Annotated in this window: 3 protein-coding genes; 2 read left to right on the top strand and 1 reads right to left on the bottom strand. The window is 42.7% G+C overall.

Features of this window, described 5'->3' with window-relative positions:
• Positions 1-495 precede the first annotated feature (495 nt).
• Positions 496-1,314 carry a carbon-nitrogen hydrolase family protein gene (locus tag MICAI_RS22345; RefSeq protein WP_008207396.1) on the bottom strand — a complete coding sequence of 273 codons (819 nt, stop codon included), beginning with the start codon at positions 1,312-1,314 and terminating at the stop codon, positions 496-498.
• An 86-nt stretch (positions 1,315-1,400) separates the two neighbouring features.
• On the opposite strand from MICAI_RS22345, the gene MICAI_RS22340 reads away from it, so the two are divergent.
• Positions 1,401-2,033, top strand: coding sequence for an HAD-IB family phosphatase (locus tag MICAI_RS22340; protein WP_008207395.1), 633 nt, complete (start codon positions 1,401-1,403; stop codon positions 2,031-2,033).
• 448 nt (positions 2,034-2,481) lie between these two features.
• A complete protein-coding gene (locus MICAI_RS22335) occupies positions 2,482-3,153 on the top strand; it encodes a choice-of-anchor R domain-containing protein (RefSeq protein ID WP_008207393.1) in 672 nt (223 codons plus the stop codon).
• Positions 3,154-3,277: the final 124 nt, after the last annotated feature.

Here is a 3,277-nt window from a genome sequence, read left to right as displayed (position 1 = left end):
GTCTTTTCCTGAGTAATGAGAAAAATACCTCTCTTCCTGAGATCGAGGACATCAATTCGCCAAGCATTATTATCGGCGATAAAATCTTCTCTTGACTGCACTTCTCGTTGAAGTCTTTCGGCCGCTTTGCTTGATAAAATCAGATTCATCTCTAAAAATAAAGTTAATTATTTAATATTATAAACCAACTAGATTTTTGGTTCTTCGTTACTTGGTATGGTTCGATAGGGGGGCATAAATGGACTAAATCCTTATCTGGCAAGAGATTTAATTGATTAGTTCGCTCTAGATCGAAAACAATTAACAAAAATCGCCAAATGTCTTTCTCTATAAGAGTTTAATTCCTTATAACCCTGTACGTTGCATAAGACAAACCGAAGAACCCTAATTAGGTTTGAGATTCGACCCTTGTTATCAGGGAGCAATGTTACGCGAAAAAACCGAGTTAAATCCCAAAATTAGGCGTTTTTATCGACAAAATTGTCGAATCGAATTTTAAACAAAAACACGATGCTGCAGAGAAGGCATTTGTCGTCGCACCTGTTGCAGACGTTGGGGATTAATTTCGGCAATTGCCACCCCCGCTTCTTCCCCCGCATCGGCTAAAACCACACCCCAAGGATCGATAATCATAGCGTGACCGTGGGTGTAACGGCGTTCGTAATTATTGCCCGTTTGAGCAGGAGCTATTATATAACAAGTATTCTCGATCGCTCGCGCTTGTAACAAAACTTTCCAATGATCTTTCCCTGTAAAAGCCGTAAACGCCGCGGGTACAAATAAAACATCGGCTCCTTGCTGCGATAAATAGCGATAGAGTTCGGGAAAACGCACATCATAGCAAATCGAGAGGCCAATTTTTCCCAAGCTATCGGAGCCATAAATCGGCGGTAAATCGATTCCTGCCATGACTGTACTCGATTCCTGATAGGTGTTACCATCCGGGACATTGACATCAAAGAGATGGACTTTTTGATAACGGGCTAATTCCGCACCGTTGCCATCGACTAAAATAGCGGTGTTATAAGCCTTATCGGGAATACCCGTCACCGGCACGGGAAAACCACCCCCTAAAATGGTCACTTGAAACCGTTGGGCCATGGTGCGGAGGAATTTATCGGCTTTTCGAGCAATAGTCTCGGCCTGGGCGATTTTATCGGTTTCTGCCCCCATAAAAGCGAAATTCTCTGGTAAACCGATTAATTCCGCCCCTTTACCCACGGCAAGTTCGATCAACTCTTCAGCGGCAGCGAGATTTTTCTCTAAATCCGGCTGACTGGTCATTTGAATGGCGGCGGCGAGATAGGATTTCATGGGGGTTGAAGCTCTAGAGTCGGATAATCTCTGTAAAATTAATCATAACCTTCGATTATATCCAATTTCAGATATTTTGTCACCCCATGAGTAAAATTGTTTTCTGTGACTTTGATGGCACTATCACCGCCGTGGAAACTTTTGCGGGTATGCTCAAAGAATTCGCCCCCGATTTATCAGCCCAAATTATGCCCCAAATGTACGCCCGCACTCTCAGTCTGCGCCGGGGTGTCCGTCAACTACTAGAGTCGATACCGAGCCAAAAATACGCCGATATTCTCGCCTATGCCGAAAGCAAGCCAATTCGCCCCGGATTAGCCGAATTCCTCGCTTTTTTACAGGAGCAATCCATCCCTTTTATTATTATCTCCGGTGGTATCCAAGGCATGATTGAAACGGTCTTAAAACGGGAGGGACTATTAGATAAGGTGACGGCAATTTATGGGGTCAATCTTCATACTCAAGGGGAATATTTGCAAGTTCATTCCGATTGGGAAAATGAGACGGAATTAGTGGCTAAAGCCTTGATTATGGCCAAATATTCAGAAGTAGAAACTATTGCGATCGGTGATTCCGTTACCGATATTACCATGGCTAGAAAGGCCGATCTAGTTTTTGCTAGGGATCGTTTAATCGATTATCTGCAAGCGGAAAATCAACCCTATATTCCTTGGGATAACTTTTTTGAGATTCGCGAATATCTGTTATTGAGAGATTAGGGATTAGCTGTTAATTAGGTAGGGGTTAAAAATTGTCAGATACCCTCCTTGGATTAAGGGGGGATCAAAGAGGGCGAATGCAATTCGCCCCTACAATAATATTATTGCGCCAATAGTAGGGGCGCACTGTGGTCAGTGAGTTTATCGAACTGCGTGCGCCCTGTAATATAGATATTTCGACCAAATTGAGATTTACTACCCTACTCTCAAGGGTAACAATAATTATAAATTTTTGTAAATTTGTGTTGGTTTACACTTGACAAAATCGGGGGGGGTAAAATCCCGTTGTTGCTCTGTTTTGTCATTGAGGAACTAACTTAAAATTTAGTGATTGGCAATTTTGGAAAAATCAATCTTTCTCCCTTGCCAATGTCGCTTAATTCGAGATTTTCTCCTTTAAAGGGCAGTCAGAACATTTGTTTATTTGTTTTGAGGAAACTTTCTGAGTATGAAAACTTCGACTGTGCTTAAAAAGTTATCGATAGTTAGTGCTGGAGCAACATCTATTGCTCTTGCAACCATGGGAACAGCGTCAGCATCTATAATTTTTGATGGGGGTGGTCCAGATCAACAGGATGGAAATGAAATGACGCAATGGGTACAGACAGAGGATTTTATTCTTAGTCAGGATATTGGGACAAGGCTAACAGATGTTCATTTCTGGACGTTTGAGGATCCAGGTGCATGGGATGGAACCCTCGACTACTTTGTATTCGCAAATGCAGGCGGTCAGCCGGCCGGTACCCCCTTTGCTCAAGGCGCAGGGGCTAACGTGGTGAAGACGGCAACTGGCAACCAAACTTTTGGTCTCAACGAATATGCTTATTCGTTCGATCTTCAGACTCCTCTCGATTTATCGGCAAATACAACATACTGGCTAGGTTTACACCTTTCCAGCAACTTTGACCGGGACGAGATTTATTGGAGTACAACAACTCCAGGTGTTGGTTCAACAGGTCAAGAATCCTCCAGCGGGACTTTCAACAACTGGTCTAATAATGGACAACACCATGCTTTTTACCTAACAAGTCAAAAAGTCCCCGAACCTGCTTCAGTCTTAGGTTTACTCGCCATCGGTTTTCTTGGTGCGGGTTCAGTCTTGAAGCCCAAATTAAAATAAAAAACTGGCAAATCTAGCTTTAAATTAGCAGCGATCGCGCTATATTGATAAAGTGCGATCGCTTTTTTGGGGAGACATTCCAGATTTTTATTAGACCTCTTGCATAATTTTTTTATGGTATAAT

Source organism: Microcystis sp. T1-4, from assembly GCF_000297435.1.
Classification (GTDB): Bacteria; Cyanobacteriota; Cyanobacteriia; order Cyanobacteriales; family Microcystaceae; genus Microcystis.
This window is presented reverse-complemented; position numbering and strand designations above follow the sequence as displayed.

What these genes read in the sequence shown, in the direction of transcription:
- MICAI_RS22345 (WP_008207396.1), bottom strand. Translation starts at nt 1,314, where the DNA reads ATGAAATCCTATCTCGCCGCCGCCATTCAAATGACCAGTCAGCCGGAT.
- MICAI_RS22340 (WP_008207395.1), top strand. Translation starts at nt 1,401, where the DNA reads ATGAGTAAAATTGTTTTCTGTGACTTTGATGGCACTATCACCGCCGTG.
- MICAI_RS22335 (WP_008207393.1), top strand. Translation starts at nt 2,482, where the DNA reads ATGAAAACTTCGACTGTGCTTAAAAAGTTATCGATAGTTAGTGCTGGA.